The organism is Acinetobacter sp. BD54 (genome assembly GCF_044778325.1).
GTDB lineage: Bacteria > Pseudomonadota > Gammaproteobacteria > Pseudomonadales > Moraxellaceae > Acinetobacter > Acinetobacter baumannii.
The window spans coordinates 206498-225672 of sequence record NZ_JANJEP010000004.1; the positions used below are offsets into that span (position 1 = coordinate 206498).

Below are 19175 nucleotides of genomic sequence, written 5' to 3' on the forward strand. Positions count from 1 at the left end.
GCTTCCTCCTTGCTGTAATTTTTTTATGCTGCAAGAGTTCCTTCTTGAACACGTAATCTTTTATGCACAAATCTTTAAAATTTGTATTTGTTTGTATTGCACAATAACATTCTAAACAATTGTCTGAAATATACGCAATCGCTGAATTGACCGCTCATCCTGTTTAAGCCGCGAATAGTTTGCAAAATATTTAAATGTTTTTTTATAGCGGTCACATTTTTGAAAAAAAGCCATTCATTGTTCCGCATTTGACTGCTACTATCGTAGTCATTGGTAAATGATTAAAAAATGCTATGCAAGATTCAATTGAACAATATATGCAAAAAGTTGGGCAACAAGCACGTGATGCTTCACGCGTCTTAACAAGTGCTTCTACCTCACTTAAAAATCATGCACTCTCTGCTATTTATACTGCATTGGAAAACAACCAAGCAGCTATCTTGGCGGCGAATCAAATCGACATGGAAAAAGGCCGTAGCAACCAGCTCGACAGCGCCTTACTTGATCGTCTTGAGCTTACGCCCGCACGTTTTAAAGGGATGTTGCAAGGTTTAAAAGATGTGATCGCGCTTGTCGATCCAATTGGGGAAATTACGGATCTTGCATATCGCCCCACAGGCATTCAAATTGGGAAAATGCGTGTACCTCTAGGTGTCGTTGGTATGATTTACGAATCACGTCCAAATGTCACACTTGAAGCTGCATCCTTAGCAATTAAATCGGGCAATGCCATTATTTTACGTGGTGGCTCAGAAGCACTTGAGTCAAATAAAGCAATCGCAGAAGCAGTGAAGCATGGCTTAAAAGTTGCTGGTTTACCTGAGCACTCAGTACAAGTGATTGAAACTTCTGACCGCGCAGCGGTTGGTCATCTCATTACTATGGCTGAGTATGTAGATGTTATTGTTCCACGTGGTGGTAAAAGCTTAATTGAGCGTGTAACCAACGAAGCTCGCATTCCTGTGATTAAGCATCTTGATGGTAACTGTCATGTGTTTGTAGAAGCACAAGCTGACTTACAAAAAGCGTTACCAATTACCTTGAATGCTAAAACACATCGTTACGGCGTTTGTAATGCAATGGAAACTCTGCTCGTTGATGAAAAAATTGCAGAAGTTTTCTTACCACACATTGCTGAGCTTTATGCTGAAAAACAAGTTGAGTTACGTGGTTGCCCAGAAACACGTCGTATTTTGGGTACTACTGTAAAACCTGCGACAGAAGAAGATTGGTATACCGAATATTTAGGGCCAATTCTTGCAGTTAAAGTGGTTAGCGGTATTGATGAAGCAATTGACCATATCAACAAATATGGTTCGCATCATACCGATGCAATTGTGACAGAGAACTATACTTTGGCACGTCAGTTCTTGGCTCGTGTAGATTCAAGCTCTGTCGTAGTTAATGCATCAACTCGTTTTGCCGATGGCTTTGAATATGGTTTAGGTGCTGAAATTGGTATCTCAACAGATAAAATTCATGCACGCGGCCCTGTTGGCTTAGAAGGTTTAACTTCTCAAAAATGGATTGTGTTAGGTGACGGTCAAATTCGTCAATAAGCCTCCTACTTACTCCTACTTAAATAAAAACGCCTGATCCATATCAGGCGTTTTTATTTTGTTATTTCCCATAAAAAAGCCAGCCCGAAGGCTGGTTTTTTAACCATAGATCAATTAGAAAATAAAGTCGGTATTCACAAATTTAGAATAGTGCTCAGACACCATAGAAGCCAGCATACCTTTACTGTCATCCGTCTGTTTAGCCGCAATCATAGAGCGGATCGAGAATGCACGAAGCGCATCATGCACAGAAAGTGTACCTTCTGCAGAATCTTTACGACCACCAAATGGGAATACATCAGGACCACGTTGACACTGACAGTTGATATTTACACGACAAACTTGATGTACGAGTGTGTCTACTAAATGGCCAATTTGCGCTGGGTCACTACCAAAAATACTCACCTGCTGACCATGATCAGAAGTAGTGACATAATCCAATACAGTTTCAATATCATCATAAACAGCAACTGGTACCACTGGACCAAACTGTTCTTCGCGATACAGTCTCATCCCCTCAGTCACTGGATAAACTACGGCCGGATAGAACATGGTTTTGCAAAATTCACCACCTTCCGGATTAACCACTTTTGCTCCTTTTGCCACTGCATCTTCAATCACTTCAGTCATGTAGGCTGTACGATGCATACCTGGTAGCGGCGTAATAGATACACCTTTTTCCCACGGCATACCTACTTTCAACTTAGCCAGCTCAGTCGTTAAACGGTTAACAAACTCATCGGCTATCGAACGGTGCACCATCAGCATTTTTAAAGCTGTACAACGCTGACCATTGAATGACAATGCACCCAACAGACACTCTTTCACTGTCAGGTCCAAATCAGCATCTGGCAAAATGATAGCTGCATTCTTAGCATCCAACCCCAAAATCGCACGCAGACGGTGAGATTTAGGATGTTGTTTTTTCAAGTGATCAGCTACTTTACTAGAACCAATCAGTGCCAGTACATTAATTTGCCCAGATGCCAGCAAATGCGGCACCACTAGAGAACCTGGTGCATAAATGGTATTGATCACCCCTTTTGGAAATGAATCACGAAATGCCTCTAACAATGGTTCAAATAGTAAAGTTCCAAATTGAGGCGGTTTAAAAATAATGGTATTACCCATCAGCATAGCTGGGATCAGGGTCGCGAAGGTTTCGTTTAGCGGGTAGTTGTATGGTCCCATACACAACACAACACCTAATGGAGTACGACGAATTTGACCAATGGTGCCTTCAGCAATTACAAAGCGGGAGTTGGCATTATCCAGATCTTTCAGGGCATCAATGGTTTGACGCATGTAGGTAATAGTACGATCAAACTCTTTCTCTGAATCAGCCAAGCTCTTGCCAATTTCCCACATGATCAGCTTAATAATCAGATCTCGTTGCTCTACCATGCGCTGAATGAAATTTTGCATACATGCAATACGCTCACTAACCTTCATCATTGGCCATTCGCCACGACCATTGTTATAAGCTCGTACCGCTGCTTCTAATGCTTCATCGCTTTCTTTCTCACCCATGACTGGATAACTACCAAGTTCAACTTGCTCTAGGCTACCGTCAGGCTGCTGAATCCAGATTGGAGATAATGTTTTCTTGGTTGCACCAGCCCATAACTTCAACTCACCATCCACGAGTGAAACACGCTGATGAATTTGAGATGGCAAACGTACACTTTCAGGAATACCGTCCACTACTGGGAATTTATGCTGCAAATTATTTAACTGATTCATTCTTCTTAATACCTTATTATTTGTATGTCTTTATATATCCCCGAACCGTACACTGTAATCAGTTCTTCTTCGGATCAATACCACTATTATTATCAGTACTCACCTTGCTTGAACCGTAGGCCACAAGGTGAATTCTTAAAGCATGGATAGTTTCGATATTTTCTAGATGAATTTACCCCCGACACACACTATCAGTTACCTCTAGCTTCTGGATAACTTGTTCAATGATCTGTTCTGGTGTGAGAGCAATATCAATAGCAATTGCTTCATTCACATCAGGTTCCTCTAATGTATCTAGTTGGGTTTGTAACAATGCCGGATCAAAAAAATGACCAGATCTTTCTGCAAGTCTTTGCTGTAATAGTTCATAAGAACCTTTTAGATATACAAACTTAACATTTTGGTCCTGCCCTCTTAAAATATCGCGATACATCCGCTTTAAAGATGAGCATGTAAACACAGCCGTTTCACCATCTCTTTGTTTTGCTTCAATTGCCTGACGAATAGCTTGCAACCACGGCAAGCGGTCTTCATCGGTTAAAGGGATACCTTGGCTCATCTTACTTTTATTTGCAGCTGAATGAAGCGTATCGCCATCAAGAAACTCACAAGCCAAACGCTCTGATAACAACTCACCAATAAGGGTTTTCCCTGTGCCACAAACACCCATTGCTATCACTATCATGGATTACCTACCTCTAATTACAAAACAGCACTAAGCAACAATGTGAAAGACAAACCAAGTACCGAAATAATTGTTTCCAGTACAGACCAAGTCTTCAGTGTCTGCCCAACTGTCATTCCAAAATATTCTTTGATTAGCCAGAAACCAGCATCGTTTACATGCGAGAAAATTAATGATCCAGAACCTGTTGCTAATACTAAAAGTTCAGGTCTAACGACTACACCTGCTGCTGCCGCAATAGGTGCAACAATGCTACAAGCCGTGGCCATCGCAACAGTAGCCGAACCTGTTGCCAGACGTATGAGAGCAGCAACAAGCCATCCTAATAACAATGGTGAAAGGTTTGCTTTTAAAGCAGTAGAGACGATTTCATTAGAAATTCCACTGTCTCTTAAAATACCGCCGAAACCGCCACCAGCACCAACAATCAGCAAAATACCCGCAATTGAAGCTAGGCATCCACCACAGAATTTTTCAATTTGTTCACGGTTAAAACCCTGCATGGTGCCAAAAGTAATAAAGCTGACCAAAACAGCAATAAGCAATGCAATATCAGAAGTACCAATAAAGCGTAATAACTCATTTGGGAATGTTTTTGGTGCAAAGAAAACATCTGCCCAACTACCAACTAGCATCAATGCAACCGGTAGCATGATCGTAAATAAGGTAATCCCAAAGCTCGGCAATTCACGTGTATTGTTAGCATCTGCTTCAACAAACTGCTTTGCTAAAGGATTATTTTCAGGCAATTTGACATATTTGTTGATCCATAATGCATATAATGGACCTGCAACAACCGCCGTCGGGACGCCAACCAATAAACTGTACATAATGGTTTTACCGATGTCGGCATGGTAAGCCTGTACCGCAAGCAAGGCGGCTGGATGCGGTGGAATCAACCCATGTACGACCGATAAACCCGCAACCATAGGTAAACCAACAATTAATAATGATTTACCTGTACGTTTGGCAATATTGAATGCAATTGGAATAAGAAGTACAAAACCAACTTCAAAAAATACCGGAAGCCCTACAATTAACGCAATGAACATCATCGCCCAGTGAATATGTTTTTCACCAAACCATTTAATTAAAGTAATTGCTATTCGTTCTGCACCGCCTGACTCGGCCATCATCTTGCCAAGCATGGTTCCTAACGCAATCACAATCGCAAGGTGACCTAGTGTTTTACCGGTACCTGCTTCATATGATTTAACAATCCCGTCCATTGGCATGCCAACTGCAAGAGCTAAACCTAGAGAAACAATAATAAGAACTAAAAAGGGGTAAATTCTAAACTTCGCGATCATGACAATCAAAGCAACGATCGCAATTAAAGTATAGACAAGCAACATGCCACCCTGAACCGTCTCCATGTGACACTTTCTCCTTGGAATAATGTTATCTAGGCACTGCCTAAATAAAGGTCTTCAACCAGAGATATACTCATTGTTGAAGCACTCATTTTTTATATTTAGTATGACTGGCAACCGCCAGTCACAGCATCACAAAAAATCTAAAGCACCTAAAAGACACTTTAGATTTTTAAACCACAATTACTTTCGTAAAACTCACAACTGACTTGCAATTTGGGCTAAACGGGTAATTTCAGCCCAATCTTGTGCAGCGACAACAGGTTTAGGCGTTAACCATGACCCACCTACACACACCACATTAGGTTGCTTTAAGAAATCTGGAGCTGTCTCTGCTGTAATTCCACCTGTTGGGCAGAAACGTAAGTTTGGAAATGGACCATAAAATGCTTTTAGCATCTCAACCCCACCTGCCTGTTGAGCAGGGAAAAACTTCACAATGTCGTAGCCCAACTCAATCGCTTGAATGAGATCACTCGGTGTCATTACGCCTGGTAAAAGAGGTAAACCTGCATCTTGTGCAGCCAAATGCAAGTCTTTGGTCAAACCAGGTGATACCCCAAATTTAGCACCAGCTTTTTTAGCTTGTGCACAATGCTCAGGCTTGGTAATTGTTCCCACACCCACCACAATGTCATCTGCTAACTGAGATGCACGTTCAATGGCAGCAAGCCCAGCAGCTGTACGTAAAGTAATTTCCAGTACCTTTACACCACCAGCATGCAACGCACGTGAGACATGTTCACCTTGTTCGGCAGAGTCAAAAGCCAACACCGGAATTACTGGACCTAATTTGACAACATCTTCAATCTTGCTCATTACTTTGTAATTCCTTTGTCTTAAATCTGCCCTTGTGGCTCTTCGCCAACAAGTGCACCAAACACAGATGCGCCATGTTCAGCAGGCGCTGCTGCCGCACGGAACACACCAAATAATTCACGGCCAAAACCAACTTCGTTTTCTGCCTGATGTTCTGGTTGAGCAACAGGACGTGACTGCCAAGTCTGCTCATCTAACTCAATATCGAGTACACCAGCTTCAGCATCAATAATTAACATATCCCCGGTTTGAACTTTGCCAATCGGACCGTTCAATAACGCTTCTGGAGACAAATGAATGACTGCCGGCACTTTGCCTGAAGCACCAGACATACGGCCATCGGTTACTAATGCAACATGGAAGCCTTGATCTTGTAAAACACCCAACACAGGAGTCAAGCGGTGCAACTCAGGCATACCATTAGCACGCGCACCTTGGAAACGAACAACCGCAATAAAGTCTCGGTGTAATTCACCACGATCAAACGCTGCCTGTACCGCTTCTTGCGAGTCAAAAACAATTGCCGGTGCTTTCACTTTACGGTGCTCTGGTGCAACCGCAGAAATCTTGATAACACCACGGCCAAGGCGACCTTGCATTAAGCGCAAGCCGCCATCTGGCTGAAACGGCGCATCAATGCTACGGAGTACTTTGTCATCAAGGCTTTGAACTACCCCGTCAACCCAAGTAAGCTTACCGTCAATCAATTTCGGTTCTTTGGTGTAATGCTGTAAACCTTTACCAGCGACGGTCGTCACATCGTTATGTAACAAACCAGCCTCAAGTAAGTTACGAATAAGGAATGCTACCCCACCCGCAGCTTGGAAATGGTTTACATCGGCCTTGCCATTTGGATAGATTTTTGCGAGCAATGGAACAACAGCAGACAACTCATCAAAGTCATCCCAGTCAATTAAGATGCCAGCCGCACGTGCAATCGCAATAAGATGCAACGTATGGTTGGTTGAACCGCCTGTAGCCAGTAAAGCCACAATACCATTAATAATGGCTTTTTCATCAATAACATAGCCAATCGGCGTGTAGTTGCCTCGCTCGGCAGTTAAGTCAAGTACACGTTTAGCAGCTTCGGCAGTGAGCGCATCACGTAATGGCGTATGAGGATGAACAAATGCCGCACTTGGCAAATGTAAGCCCATCACTTCCATCAACATTTGGTTACTGTTCGCAGTACCATAGAATGTACATGTTCCTTGACCATGATAGGCAGCCGATTCAGCTTCAAGTAGGGCATCGCGTCCTACTTGACCTGTCGCGAATTGCTGGCGGATTTTAGCTTTATCATCATTCGACAAACCGCTACTCATTGGCCCCGCAGGTACAAAAATGGTGGGTAGATAACCAAACTGCAAAGCACCAATCAGCAAGCCCGGAACAATCTTATCGCATACCCCGAGACACAATGCGGCATCGAACATGTTATGGGAAAGTGCAATCGCAGTCCCCATCGCAATGGTTTCACGTGAAAATAGTGATAATTCCATACCGGCATTACCTTGAGTAATACCATCACACATTGCCGGTACACCGCCCGCAAACTGTGCAACACCACCATTTTCACGTGCAGCTGTTTTTATAATGTCAGGGAATGTTTTATATGGGGCATGTGCTGAAAGCATTTCATTATATGAAGACACAATGCCAATATTTGGTTCACGGCCAACTTTAATAATTAATTTTTCATTATCTTCCATGCCAGCAAAACCATGAGCCAGGTTGGCACATGAGAGTGCACCACGAGCTGGGAATTTGCCTTGGGCATGTTCAATACGTTGTAAATATGCAGAACGAGTTTTTTGGCTACGCGCAATTACACGTTCAGTAACTTTTGCCAATACTGGATTCGGCAAGTCCATGCTGGACGCTCCTGTACAACCGGATAAGCCGGAACATAAAAATAGACCAAATGATATATTTCATCATCATTTGATAAGGGGGAGGAACAATATTATTAAGGCAAAAAGCGACATGCAAGCCCTAGTCAACTTTACGGTAATACTCGAGCATCGGTATTAAATACAAATTATGTTTAAGTTTTAAACGAGAAGCTGGTTTTATTTTTGACTATATTTATTGGTATATCTGCCTCTATTAACTATGAGAAAATTCTCATAATATCAAAGCAATAAAATATTCTTATAAATGTATTAATACCGACTTTTTTATACTAAGTTTTATATTAAAAATGTTTATGATTTATTCATTTTAACCTATATATAAACGATTAAAATTTAATTTCATTTACGTATATTATTTGTAATACTCCCCTCTAGTTTGATTAAAATAACAGCACTTCTTTTTTCTTAAAAAATTTATACCAAATATTTGAAAAATACATTAAATAGAAATCTACCTTTCATAAATATATACAAAAAACTGTTTAATTCTTCTACAAAAAAACAATAAATACAGTGCTTAAGCTTTATACTGAGCGAATATTAGTTATAAAAAATTTAATGGTCGATAGTGCTTAAGTCTAATGGGCTAAAGTCTATCTTGGACAGAAAAACAACACATGTTAAAACATCACAACCTGCTCTTAATGCATCACACAATTAATGCCTTTTGATCAGGAAGTTAGGAAAACTATTTTTATATCAGGACTTGGGTATTTCAACGTGGCTACATCAGTATTAGTTATTAATTGCGGTTCTTCATCTATTAAATACGCACTGGTTTCAGAGCGTCGTGAAGATCGTATTTACGGTTTAGCAGAAAACTTAGGGGCAGCTGATGCTCGTATTAAAGGGATTACCGTCGGTGGAGAACCGCTAGAGCTTTCAATTCCTTATGCTGACCACGCCAAAGCTTTAGAAACTTTACTTGCACGTCTTGCAAACTATAAACCTCAAGCAATCGGTCACCGTGTCGTACATGGTGGAAGCCTTACCAAAGCTGAACTACTCACCCCTGAAATTGTAGAACGTATTCGTGCAGCCACTCCGCTTGCACCGCTTCATAATCCTGCTCACTTAATCGGGATTGAAGCAACGATGCGTCTCTTCCCTGAATTACCTCAAGTTGCCGTATTTGACACCGCATTTCATCAAACTATGCCTGCGCATGCATACCGTTATGCAATCCCTAAGTTTTTATATACAGAACATAATGTTCGTCGCTATGGTTTCCACGGTACAAGCCATGCTTATGTGTCTGACCGCGGCAGTGAACTGGCAGGAAAATTCCAAAAAGGCGGTTGGTTAACAGCACACTTGGGCAATGGTAGCTCGACTTGTGCAGTGTGGAATGGACAAAGTGTTGATACTTCTATGGGCCTTACTCCACTTGAAGGTGTTGTAATGGGAACACGTAGTGGTGATGTCGATCCAAGCTTACACAGCTTCCTTGCTAAAAATCTTGGCTGGGACTTAGCAAAAATCGATAAAGTTTTAAATAACGAAAGTGGATTACTTGGCTTATCACAACTCTCTAACGATATGCGTACAGTGATTGAAGCTGCTGAAAATGGCAATGAAGATGCTTGCCTTGCGATTGAAGTATTTAGCTATCGCCTTGCAAAATCACTTGCTGCCCTAAGTTGTGGTTTACCAAGTATTGATGGCTTGATCTTTACAGGCGGTATTGGTGAGAACTCAGCTTATATACGTGAAAAAACTCTAGCTTATTTACCTCATTTCGGTTTACAGCTCGATAAAGACCAAAACAACAATTTAAAACGTGGTACAGAAGGCCGTATTGATAGCGGCACAGGTCCACAAATCTGGGTGATTCCAACCGATGAAGAAGGCCGTATTGCCAAAGAAACTCGTCAGGTTGTAGAGGTTTCACAAAATACATCTCCTGAAGTTAGCCTTGCTTAATTACAGTAGTCAAAAAACGCTATTCATTTATTTATAGGTTTATATGAATACAATTTTATTAATTCCTACAGGTGAAGGGGTTGGTTTAACCTCTGCCTGCTTAGGTATGATTTATGCACTTGATTGTAATGGGATTAAAGCAGGCTTTTTAAAACCGTTCTCTCAGGTAGATCAAGAAAATTTAGACCGAACTACCTCTTTATTTGGTCATTTATTTCAAAGCAAAACTGTTCAATCCATTTCTCATGAAAAGCTAACCCAACGCATTGCGGCTGGTGAAGTCGATGAGTTACTTGAAGAAGCAGTAAGTCTTCATCGCAGTATCGCAGCAGATAATAATGTGATTATTGTTGAAGGCTTATTACCCAATGGGCAAGACCATTTTGCCAGTGAACTTAATGCAAGCCTTGCACAAGCGCTTGATGCTGAAGTGGTTTTAGTCAGTACAGCAGATATTCAAAACCCACGTAAAACAGCAGAGAAAGTTGAAGCTCACTTACGGCAGTTTGGCGGTGCAACCTCTAACCGAACAGCGGGCGTACTCTTTATGCGTACACGCGGGTTGTCTGAAGAAACAGCTCAAATACCTGTCGCATTTGACCCGTCGTTACGTCCAACCGAAGACATCGCAAAATTTACGGCAGAATTGCAAAAATATAACCGCTACTTTGGATCAAGCGATTTACCAATTATTGGTCTAGTTCCGTTTAGTAATACCTTAAGTGTACCTAGAACATTAGACATCGCGAGCGTGATTGATGGCCAATGGGTAAATCAAGGCGAAGCAAAAACACGTCGTATTTTGCACTCAAGTTTAATTGCTTCAAGCATTGAATATGAACTGAATAAATTCATTGCTGGCGAACTGATTATTAGCGCTTCTGAACGTACCGATGTATTACTGGCAAGTAGTCTCGCCACCAGTAATGGCATTCCACTGGCAGGCTTGGTGTTGACTGAGCGTGAAGCTCCTGCTCCCAAGCTTTTAGAGTTTTGCCAAAGTGCTATCAAACAAGGGTTGCCAATTTTACACACCCATTTAAATACACTAGAAACTGCGCAGCGCCTATCCGATTTTGGTAATGAAATTCCAACCGATGACACTGAACGTGCCGAGCAAGTGACCCGATTTGTTTCCAGTCACATAGATGTCGAATGGCTTAAACAGCATAGTAATAACGGTGCTACACCACGCCTTTCCCCTTCTGCATTCCGTCATGAACTGGTACAAAAATCGATTGCAGCTAAAAAACGGATTGTCCTTCCAGAAGGTGATGAGCCACGCACTATTGAAGCTGCCGCTATATGTCAGGCTCGTGGTATTGCGCATTGTATTTTGTTAGCAAAACCAGAAGCTGTACATGACGTAGCAAAAGCACGTGGTATCGAGTTACCAGCCGGGTTAGAAATTATTGATCCAGATCAGATCCGTGACCAATATATTGCACCAATGGTCGAACTCCGCAAAGGCAAACTCAACGACTTACAAGCTAAAGAGCAATTACAAGATACTGTAGTTCTCGGCACCATGATGCTGGCTTTAGATCATGTGGATGGATTAGTTTCAGGGGCAGTTCATACAACCGCCAATACAGTGCGTCCAGCGTTCCAGCTGATTAAAACTGCACCAGCATACTCACTGGTTTCATCCATTTTCTTTATGCTTTTACCAGATGAAGTCTATGTCTACGGTGACTGTGCAATTAACCCAGACCCTACAGCCGAACAGCTTGCCGAAATTGCGATTCAGTCTGCTGACTCTGCAAAAGCGTTTGGAATTGACCCACGTATTGCCATGATCAGCTACTCAACTGGTACATCTGGAACGGGTGCTGATGTTGAAAAAGTGCAACAAGCAACTCAAATTGCACAGCAACGCCGGCCTGATTTACTGATTGACGGTCCACTACAATACGATGCGGCTTCAGTTGAAAGTGTAGGACGCCAAAAGGCGCCAGACTCACGCGTTGCTGGCCGTGCCAATGTATTTATTTTCCCCGACTTAAATACGGGTAACACGACTTACAAAGCAGTACAACGTGCAGCAAATGTAGTTAGCGTTGGCCCAATGCTGCAAGGCCTAAATAAGCCAGTCAATGACTTGTCTCGTGGTGCTTTAGTAGATGACATCGTCTTTACTATCGCATTAACAGCCATTCAGGCCGAGCAGCAAGCTGCTGCCAAATAATTAATATCATTTAATCTTTTCTACCTCTCGCCATTTGATATCCGCTCAAATGGCTTTTTTTATTTTTTAAGAAATAAGCCTGATTCTAGGTTGTTCTTAATTTTAAATAACTTAGCCTTTGTGTTATTCGACTTTCGGTCAAAAGATCAACCAATCCCCCACAAGATTGTCTTTTTGTCATATAATTTAGCCCGCTAGCTAACAGCCCGCTCAAGAGATTTTTTGGTATGACAACGATTATCAAACAAGATGACTTGATTACATCAATCAAGGACGCCCTACAGTTTATTTCGTACTATCACCCGCAAGACTTTATCCAAGCGATGAGCCGTGCTTATGATCGCGAAGAAAACAAAGCTGCAAAGGATGCAATTGCACAGATTTTAATTAACTCTCGCATGTGTGCGGAAGGTCATCGTCCAATTTGCCAAGATACTGGTATTGTTAACGTTTTCCTTGAAGTGGGCTTAGATGTTAAATTTGATTTAACAATGAGCTTAGACGATGCAGTAAATGAAGGTGTTCGCCAAGGTTACCTTGAAAACAGCAACGTTCTTCGCGCATCTGTTCTTGCTGACCCTGCATTTGGTCGTAAAAATACAAAAGACAACACCCCTGCCGTTATTCACTACAAACTCGTACCAGGTAACAAAGTAGATATTACAGTTGCTGCTAAAGGTGGCGGTTCAGAAAACAAATCTAAACTTGCGATGCTTAACCCATCTGACTCGATTGTTGACTGGGTTCTTAAAACTGTTCCAACTATGGGTGCAGGTTGGTGTCCTCCTGGTATGCTCGGTATCGGTATTGGTGGTACTGCTGAAAAAGCCATGATGCTTGCGAAAGAAGCACTCATGGAAGAAATCAACATGGACGAATTACTTCGCCGTGGACCAGAGAACAAAATCGAAGAACTTCGTATCGAAATCTTTGAAAAAGTAAACGCTCTTGGTATTGGTGCACAAGGTCTTGGCGGTTTAACGACTGTTCTTGACATTAAAATCAAAGACTACCCATGTCACGCTGCTGGCAAACCAGTAGGTATGATTCCTAACTGTGCTGCGACTCGTCACGCTCACTTCCAGCTTGATGGTTCAGGTGTAGCTCACATTCAAGCACCAAAACTTGAAGACTACCCATCTGTAACTTGGGATGCTTCACAATCTAAACGTGTAAACCTTGATACCATTACTCAAGAAGAAATGGACTCTTGGAAACCGGGTGACACATTACTTCTTAGCGGTACAATGTACACAGGTCGTGATGCTGCACATAAACGTATGGTTGAAATGATCGATAACGGTGAAGAGTTACCGGTTGATCTTAAAGGTAAGTTTATTTACTACGTTGGTCCTGTTGATCCGGTACGTGATGAAGTGGTTGGTCCTGCTGGTCCTACAACGGCTACACGTATGGACAAATTCACACGTAAAGTACTCGAGCATACTGGTCTATTCGGTATGATTGGTAAAGCTGATCGTGGTCCTACAGCAATTGAAGCAATCAAGGACAACAAAGCAACTTACCTCATGGCAGTGGGCGGTGCAGCTTACCTCGTATCTAAAGCTGTTCGCGAAGCTGAAGTGGTTGCATTTGCAGACTTGGGTATGGAAGCAATCTACAAATTTGTAGTGGAAGATATGCCTGTATCTGTTGCAGTTGATGTAAACGGTACTTCAATTCACGCAGTAGCTCCAAAAATCTGGCAAGCGAAAATTGGTAAAATTCCAGTAATCGATGCCGCAGCTGGCTAATCAAGAAAAGCACCGGATTCGGTGCTTTTTTTATGCCTTTTAATATTTTTTTGAAATTGAAAAGAATTGTAACAATTGGTTCGCCAATCTGTGCTATTAATGAATATACCCACCCGCCCTACACTGCATATAGGTCATTTCATGACTATTCGCCCTATTCTTAAAAATCTTTCAATCAGTCTCTGTCTAAGCTGTATTACCACGAGCTTATTTGCTTCTCCTGCCAAGTTAAGTTCAGTAAAAGAACTCATGCAAATGAGCCAAATTGATTATCTATTGAAAGAATCAATCAATGAGTTAACGCCTTACTATGATCAACAAGCTGAACAGATCATTAGCAATATTACGGGCATCAAAACTTTAGGCCCGAAAGAAAAAGAGGCAGCGAAAAAGTTAGGCTTACTTTTAAAAGATTCGAGTAACCAGCTGATTAGTAGCCCTAAAACGACTCAAGCCTTACAAGATATTTATTTAAAAACGTATACCGAAGAAGAAATCCAAGCAAATTTAAAGTTTTTAAAAACCCCAGAAGGCCAATCAATTACCCGTAAAAACGTACAGATTATGGGACAAATTTCAGAATATATGATGGAATTGGGACAGCAAACTTTTAATGACCCTAAAGCACGAGATCATATGCAAGAAGAAATGCTAAAAATTATTGCACCATTAATGAAAGATAAAGAAAAGTCTTAACTTTTCTTTATCGACCTCAAATTGTTACCAAGTTAAAGGGTTCCACAATTTAAATGGTTTTATCAGATGTACATCTGACTTTTCATTATATTTAGCAGGTTTTAATTCTTGGGGTTTATGACGTATTTTTCCTGAAGTATCTTCAGCAACAAAATTATAGCTAGAAGATTTAAGCTCGGTAAATGCAATTTCTCTACGACCAATATTATCTTGCATTAACATAAATGGACCCGTGCGCTCACTACGGTCCATTTTATTTTCTTCATCATACTTCAAATAATAAGATGCGCCTGCATCTACCGTAATATCGATATATTTAGGTTCTTGAAAATGAATCCCCAACAAAGGGCGGCTCGCTGAAATACGGTAAGTTCCTGCTGGCAGTTCAATCCAGTAATAATGGTTATGCAATAAACTTGGAATTCGTTTGCCATTTACAAATAAATTGATAGCTGCAATTTCCTGACGATTCCATTTCGTGTCTGGACGGTAAAGATAGACAACTGCTGCCTGCTCATTTTGGGGTTTAACTGGCGCAAATGTCTGACCTAACTTTTGATTTACCCATCCCCCTACAGTGAAGCCGCCTAAACGATATTGATCCAATAAACCGGGTTCTTTATCAACATCAACTTTAGGTAAAGTGGCAGTCAGCTCACCTGAATTCTTTTCTAAATGTGATGAACTTTGGCAACCTGCAAGTAATGCGGCACAACTTAAAGCAATAATTAAATAACGCATGACATCCCTCAAAGCGTTTTCTTCTGATTTTTCTATATCGCAAAACTATGCGTATTTTGTTTTTTTAGATTAACACCACCTACATGAATTGAAAACAAAAAAAGCATGAATCACCGAGGCAATTCATGCTTTTTAGATGAATGAAATCTAAGCAGACTTCGAATCAATTACTTTTAAATCTGCCTTAGCAACACTTTCATGTGTTACTGCTTCTTTAGGCTGACGTTCAGACTTATAAACAGGTTCAGCTTCACCATTAATGACTGCTTCATTAATGAAAACTGTTCCTACATCTGTACGGCTTGGCAAGTCATACATCGTTTCAAGTAGAACATTTTCCAAAATCGAACGTAGGCCACGAGCTCCGGTATTACGCTCAAGCGCTCGCTTAGCCACTGCACGTAAAGCTGAATCTTCAAATACGAGGTCAACATTTTCCATATTGAACAGGTATTGATACTGACGAGTTAATGCATTTTTCGGTTCAGTTAGAATTTGCATTAACGCTTCTTCATCAAGCTCTTCAAGCGTTGCAATCACTGGTAAACGGCCAATGAATTCTGGAATTAAACCAAATTTAACTAAATCAGTTGGCTCAACTTGACGGAATAATTCAGCAAGTTTTTTGGTTTCATCTTTGTTTTTAACATCAGCCGTAAAGCCAATTCCACCTTTCTCTTGACGCTGTTGTACAATTTTTTCCAGTCCAGCAAATGCACCACCACAAATAAATAGGATATTTGAGGTATCAATTTGAATGAACTCTTGCTGCGGATGCTTACGTCCACCTTGTGGTGGAATTGAGGCTACAGTACCTTCAATCATCTTAAGCAAAGCTTGTTGTACACCTTCACCAGACACATCACGAGTAATCGACGGATTTTCAGATTTACGTGTAATCTTGTCGATTTCATCAATGTAGATAATGCCCTTTTGAGCTTTTTCTACATCGTAATCTGCTTTTTGCAAAAGCTTTTGTACGATATTTTCAACGTCTTCGCCAACATAACCCGCTTCAGTCAAAGTAGTCGCATCTGCCATTGCAAACGGCACATCTAACAAACGAGCCAATGTTTGAGCAAGTAATGTTTTACCTGAACCGGTAGGCCCAATCAGTAGAATGTTACTTTTAGCAATTTCCACATCTTTAGACACATGGCCAGATTGCCCAACTTTCAAACGCTTATAATGGTTATAAACGGCAACAGATAATGTCTTTTTGGCAAGATCCTGACCAATTACATATTGATCAAGCGCAGCACGTATTTCATGTGGTTTTGGCAATGCCTTGCTCGCCCAGTCACCTGCTTCAACCTGTTGGCTGGTTTGTACAAGGTCTAAGCAGACATCTACACACTCATTACAAATATATGCGTCCTCGCCCGCAATCAGTTTCCCGACTTCAGACTGCGTTTTACCGCAAAATGAACAATGTTTTTGTCCTTGAGGATGTTCGGACATATTCTCTCCACAAATAGAATCTTAAATATGAGGGCAAGCGATAGGGTTAAATGACTATATGGAGGCGTTTTCCAACAACTCAAGCCACTTAATATTTTCCCTTATGGACGCTTACTTAATACCTGATCGACCAAGCCATATTCTTTTGCTGCTTGTGCAGTCATAAAGTTATCACGATCGGTATCACGAGCAATCGTGTCATAGTCTTGACCACTGTGTTCTGCCATCAAACGGTTCAAGCGCTCTTTAATAAATAGAATTTCACGAGCATGAATTTCAATATCTGATGCTTGACCACGGAATCCACCTAATGGTTGGTGAATCATTACACGTGCATTTTCAAGGCAATAGCGTTTACCTTTAGCACCAGCATTTAATAAGAATGCGCCCATAGATGCAGCCTGCCCCATACAGTATGTCACTACATCAGGTTTAATAAATTGCATCGTGTCATAAATCGCCATACCAGCAGTGACCGAACCACCTGGCGAGTTAATATAAAGATGGATATCTTTATCTGGGTTTTCAGCTTCCAAGAACAACATTTGGGCAACAATCAAATTTGCCATGTTGTCTTCAACTTCACCAGTTAGAAAAATGACGCGCTCACGTAAAAGTCGTGAATAAATATCAAAAGAACGTTCGCCGCGAGAAGATTGTTCAACCACAACAGGAACTAAAGCATTTTCAATTGTTGGAACATACATACGTTATTTATTCCTAAATTTTTGTGACTTAACCTATGGCAACAATATGCGGGATAATTTCTCAAATTGCAAAAGGTTCGCACTGAAATATTATATTATTTATACCTAAGTACTTAAGACGTACTCAAATTAACCATATACCTAAAAATGAAAAAGGCGCCTAAAGCGCCTTTTCCTGACTTCTCAAAAGATTAGCCCATACGGCGAGCTTGTTGTTCTTTCAATAAATCTTCGTAAGATACTGCTTTGTCAGTCACTTTAGCAGAAGCTAAGATGTGATCAACAACTTGATCTTCTAACACAACAGCTTCAATTTGAGCGCGTTGTTGAGCATCATTTTTGAAGTATTCAATCACTTCAGTTGGATCTTCATAAGAAGAAGCCATGTCGTCGATGTAAGCATCAACACGTGCTTGGTCAACTTCAAGTTTAGCATCAGCTAATACTTTGCTTACCAATACGCCAAGCTTAACAGAACGTTCTGCTTGTTCTTTGAACAATTCGTCAGGAAGCATGCTCTTGTCAAAAGATTGCGCGCCTGCACCACCAAATTGTTGAGTGAACTGTTGAACCATTTGTTGACGTTGACGGTCAATTTCTTGAGCAACCATTGCAGCTGGAACTTCAATTTCGTTAGCAGCAACAAGAGCATCAAATGCAGCTTGTTTAACTTGGTTACGTAAACCATTGCGAACTTCACGTTCCATGTTTTTACGAACGTCAGCTTTTAATTTTTCAATGCCTTCTTCTTCAGAAACACCGAAGATTTTTAAGAATTCAGCATCAATCTCTGGAAGTTTAGGCTTTTCAACTTGCTTCACAGTGATTTTGAACTGAGCTGCTTTACCCGCTAAGTTTTCAGCTTGGTAATCTTCAGGGAAAGTTACATCAATAACTTTCTCTTCACCAGCTTTCATGCCAATGATGCCGTCTTCGAAGCCAGGAATCATACGGCCTGAACCTAACACAAGTTTAAAGTCTTCAGCAGAACCGCCTTCGAACTTCTCACCGTCGATAGAACCTTCGAAGTCAAAAGTCACTTGCATGTCTTTTTTCGCCATACCCTTGGTTACAGCCCAAGTTTGACGTTGCTTTTGCAAGTTTTCGATCATGGTGTCAACGTCAGCGTCTTTAATTTCAGCTGTTTTACGTTCAACTTCCAAACCGTCAAATGCTTTTACTTCAACTTCAGGATAAACTTCTACAGTTGCTTCAAAAACTAAAGCATCTTCTTTGTGTTCAACTTTCTCAATGTTCGGCATACCTACCGCATTGATTTTTTCTTGTTGAATTGCTTCAAATACGCTGTCACGAATGATGTCATTCACAACTTCTTGATAAATACTTGCACCGTATTCGCGGCGAACAACGTTTGCAGGTACTTTGCCCGGACGGAAGCCGTTGATCTTCACAGTTTTGGCAGTGCGCTTCAAACGAGCTTCAAATTGCTCGTTAATACGGCTCGTCGGTACAGAAACATTTAAACGACGGGCAACGCCCGAAACCGCTTCAGTCGTTACTTGCATGGCTTCCTCGATAAAAATTAGTTAGTAGGAACAGTTTTTAAAAAAGTGCTGTATTATATGACAACTTTCAAGATATACAAAATT

General features: G+C 41.1%; 14 protein-coding genes. 5 read left to right on the forward strand and 9 right to left on the reverse strand.

From position 1 onward, the window contains the following. Positions 1-293: 293 nt before the first annotated feature. Positions 294-1559, forward strand: a complete 1266-nt coding sequence (locus NQ782_RS08325) for a glutamate-5-semialdehyde dehydrogenase (protein WP_001154159.1) — start codon at positions 294-296, stop codon at positions 1557-1559. A gap of 114 nt (positions 1560-1673) precedes the next feature. On the opposite strand, the gene NQ782_RS08330 is transcribed toward NQ782_RS08325, so the two are convergent. From NQ782_RS08330 to edd, 5 genes are all read right to left on the reverse strand, one after another. After that, positions 1674-3302: an NADP-dependent glyceraldehyde-3-phosphate dehydrogenase gene (locus NQ782_RS08330; protein WP_001072699.1), complete on the reverse strand. Its 1629-nt coding sequence runs from the start codon at positions 3300-3302 to the stop codon at positions 1674-1676. A gap of 172 nt (positions 3303-3474) precedes the next feature. Then, complete coding sequence (locus tag NQ782_RS08335) at positions 3475-3987, reverse strand: gluconokinase (RefSeq protein WP_057094193.1); 513 nt, start codon at positions 3985-3987, stop codon at positions 3475-3477. Positions 3988-4004: 17 nt separating this feature from the next. After that, on the reverse strand, positions 4005-5363 hold the full coding sequence (locus tag NQ782_RS08340) for a gluconate:H+ symporter (protein ID WP_000450961.1): 1359 nt from the start codon (positions 5361-5363) through the stop codon (positions 4005-4007). A 195-nt stretch (positions 5364-5558) separates the two neighbouring features. After that, a complete protein-coding gene (eda, locus tag NQ782_RS08345; protein ID WP_000034283.1) occupies positions 5559-6179 on the reverse strand; it encodes a bifunctional 4-hydroxy-2-oxoglutarate aldolase/2-dehydro-3-deoxy-phosphogluconate aldolase in 621 nt (206 codons plus the stop codon). A gap of 20 nt (positions 6180-6199) precedes the next feature. Further along, a complete protein-coding gene (edd, locus tag NQ782_RS08350) occupies positions 6200-8053 on the reverse strand; it encodes a phosphogluconate dehydratase (RefSeq protein ID WP_057094196.1) in 1854 nt (617 codons plus the stop codon). Positions 8054-8815: 762 nt separating this feature from the next. On the opposite strand from edd, the gene NQ782_RS08355 reads away from it, so the two are divergent. From NQ782_RS08355 to NQ782_RS08370, 4 genes are all read left to right on the forward strand, one after another. Next, positions 8816-10018: an acetate/propionate family kinase gene (locus tag NQ782_RS08355; RefSeq protein ID WP_000236000.1), complete on the forward strand. Its 1203-nt coding sequence runs from the start codon at positions 8816-8818 to the stop codon at positions 10016-10018. A gap of 43 nt (positions 10019-10061) precedes the next feature. Continuing rightward, entirely contained in the window at positions 10062-12206 is a 2145-nt protein-coding gene (pta, locus tag NQ782_RS08360) for a phosphate acetyltransferase (protein WP_001092293.1), read from the forward strand. Between the two features lie 227 nt (positions 12207-12433). Further along, the gene (locus NQ782_RS08365) at positions 12434-13960 is read left to right on the forward strand and encodes a fumarate hydratase (RefSeq protein ID WP_000207467.1); all 1527 of its coding nucleotides are present in this window, start codon (positions 12434-12436) and stop codon (positions 13958-13960) included. Positions 13961-14101: 141 nt separating this feature from the next. Further along, complete coding sequence (locus NQ782_RS08370; protein ID WP_000155519.1) at positions 14102-14656, forward strand: DUF2059 domain-containing protein; 555 nt, start codon at positions 14102-14104, stop codon at positions 14654-14656. A 24-nt stretch (positions 14657-14680) separates the two neighbouring features. Here the strand turns inward: NQ782_RS08370 and NQ782_RS08375 are convergent, their stop codons facing one another. From NQ782_RS08375 to tig, 4 genes are all read right to left on the reverse strand, one after another. Then, positions 14681-15397: a DUF2846 domain-containing protein gene (locus NQ782_RS08375; RefSeq protein ID WP_057093470.1), complete on the reverse strand. Its 717-nt coding sequence runs from the start codon at positions 15395-15397 to the stop codon at positions 14681-14683. Between the two features lie 147 nt (positions 15398-15544). Next, positions 15545-16858, reverse strand: a complete 1314-nt coding sequence (gene clpX, locus NQ782_RS08380) for an ATP-dependent Clp protease ATP-binding subunit ClpX (protein ID WP_001289250.1) — start codon at positions 16856-16858, stop codon at positions 15545-15547. 101 nt (positions 16859-16959) lie between these two features. After that, positions 16960-17565 (reverse strand): ATP-dependent Clp endopeptidase proteolytic subunit ClpP, encoded by a 606-nt coding sequence (gene clpP, locus NQ782_RS08385; protein WP_000289452.1) that lies wholly within the window; start codon positions 17563-17565, stop codon positions 16960-16962. Between the two features lie 191 nt (positions 17566-17756). Further along, positions 17757-19091 carry a trigger factor gene (gene tig / locus NQ782_RS08390; protein WP_001198432.1) on the reverse strand — a complete coding sequence of 445 codons (1335 nt, stop codon included), beginning with the start codon at positions 19089-19091 and terminating at the stop codon, positions 17757-17759. Between the last annotated feature and the right edge of the window lie 84 nt (positions 19092-19175).

Coding starts and splice junctions, on each gene's coding strand:
- NQ782_RS08325 (WP_001154159.1), top strand. CDS start 294: ATGCAAGATTCAATTGAACAATATATGCAAAAAGTTGGGCAACAAGCA.
- NQ782_RS08330 (WP_001072699.1), bottom strand. CDS start 3,302: ATGAATCAGTTAAATAATTTGCAGCATAAATTCCCAGTAGTGGACGGT.
- NQ782_RS08335 (WP_057094193.1), bottom strand. CDS start 3,987: ATGATAGTGATAGCAATGGGTGTTTGTGGCACAGGGAAAACCCTTATT.
- NQ782_RS08340 (WP_000450961.1), bottom strand. CDS start 5,363: ATGGAGACGGTTCAGGGTGGCATGTTGCTTGTCTATACTTTAATTGCG.
- eda (WP_000034283.1), bottom strand. CDS start 6,179: ATGAGCAAGATTGAAGATGTTGTCAAATTAGGTCCAGTAATTCCGGTG.
- edd (WP_057094196.1), bottom strand. CDS start 8,053: ATGGACTTGCCGAATCCAGTATTGGCAAAAGTTACTGAACGTGTAATT.
- pta (WP_001092293.1), top strand. CDS start 10,062: ATGAATACAATTTTATTAATTCCTACAGGTGAAGGGGTTGGTTTAACC.
- NQ782_RS08365 (WP_000207467.1), top strand. CDS start 12,434: ATGACAACGATTATCAAACAAGATGACTTGATTACATCAATCAAGGAC.
- NQ782_RS08370 (WP_000155519.1), top strand. CDS start 14,102: ATGACTATTCGCCCTATTCTTAAAAATCTTTCAATCAGTCTCTGTCTA.
- NQ782_RS08375 (WP_057093470.1), bottom strand. CDS start 15,397: ATGCGTTATTTAATTATTGCTTTAAGTTGTGCCGCATTACTTGCAGGT.
- clpX (WP_001289250.1), bottom strand. CDS start 16,858: ATGTCCGAACATCCTCAAGGACAAAAACATTGTTCATTTTGCGGTAAA.
- clpP (WP_000289452.1), bottom strand. CDS start 17,565: ATGTATGTTCCAACAATTGAAAATGCTTTAGTTCCTGTTGTGGTTGAA.
- tig (WP_001198432.1), bottom strand. CDS start 19,091: ATGCAAGTAACGACTGAAGCGGTTTCGGGCGTTGCCCGTCGTTTAAAT.